This window comes from Streptomyces sp. NPDC048600 (genome assembly GCF_055587025.1).
Genome location: NZ_JBVJGZ010000077.1, coordinates 1 through 1,102, shown reverse-complemented (window position 1 = coordinate 1,102; position 1,102 = coordinate 1). Strand labels below are relative to the sequence as shown.

Here is a 1,102-nt window from a genome sequence, read left to right as displayed (position 1 = left end):
GCGCGGCTCGATGCCCTGGGGGCGGTTGGCGCCGGAGTTGACGGCCTGGAGGTCGAAGAAGAACGCCTGGATCATGTTCTTCGAGGTCTGCCCGGTCACCAACTCGGCGAAGTACCGCGACTCGATGATCTGCGCCGTCTCGAAGTCGACCTGGGCGCCCTCGACCGCGGCGGCCATGATGTTGCGCGGCGCCGGGTACGGGGCTCCGTTCAGCTGCTTGCGGAGATTGGCGGGGAAGGCCGGGAGGTTGGCGGCGAACTTCGGGTTCGACGGGGTGCCGCCGGGGATGCGGTAGCCGGGCACGTCCCAGGGCTGCTGCGACTCGGGGTGAGCGTCGATGAACGCGTGCGCCTTGGCAAGCAACTCCTCCTGCGTGGCCGCCAGTTCGTGCACGAGACCGGTGTCCAGTGCGCGCCGGGCGTTGTACCGGTTGCCCTGGAGGAGGACCTTCAGCAAGGCGTCCGAGATGCCCAACTGCCTTACCGTACGGGTGACTCCACCGGCGCCGGGGAGCAGGCCGAGGGTGACCTCCGGCAGACCCACCTTGGTACCGGGGACGTCGATCGCGATCCGGTGATGGCAGGCGAGCGCGATCTCCCAACCGCCTCCGAGCGCCGCGCCGTTGATGGCGGCGACGACGGGCTTGCCGAGGGTCTCGATGCGGCGCAGGGCCCGCTTGATGCGCAGGGTCGTATCGAAGACTGCCTGGGCGTCCTCGGGACGCAGCCCGATCATGACGTCGAGGTCGCCACCGGCGAAGAACGACTTCTTCGCGGAGGTGATGACGATGCCGCGGATGCTGTCCTTCTCCGCCTCGGCGCGGTCGGCGACGGCCGCGATGGAGTCGTTGAAGGCCTGGTTCATGGTGTTGGCGGACTGGCCGGGGTCGTCGAGGACGAGGGTGACGACGCCGGTCTCGTCCTGCTCCCAGCGAATGGTGCTGATCTCGCTCATCGGGGTGCTCCAAAACGGGGGTTCGGACGGGCGGTCAGACGCGCTCGACGACGGTGGCGATGCCCATGCCGCCGCCCACGCAGAGCGTGGCGAGGCCGTAGCGCTTGTCCTGGCGCTCCAGCTCGTCGACGAGGGTGCCGAGGATCAT

1 protein-coding gene and 1 pseudogene are annotated in these 1,102 nt (G+C 68.9%); both read right to left on the bottom strand.

Annotated elements, in window-relative coordinates; translation table 11 throughout:
• Nucleotides 1-954: enoyl-CoA hydratase/isomerase family protein (locus tag ACZ6SQ_RS38370; RefSeq protein ID WP_469570696.1), on the bottom strand; the 954-nt coding region annotated here is incomplete at its 3' end.
• Nucleotides 955-988: 34 nt separating this feature from the next.
• Nucleotides 989-1,102 (bottom strand): annotated as a pseudogene (locus tag ACZ6SQ_RS38365) (beta-ketothiolase); the annotation flags it as partial.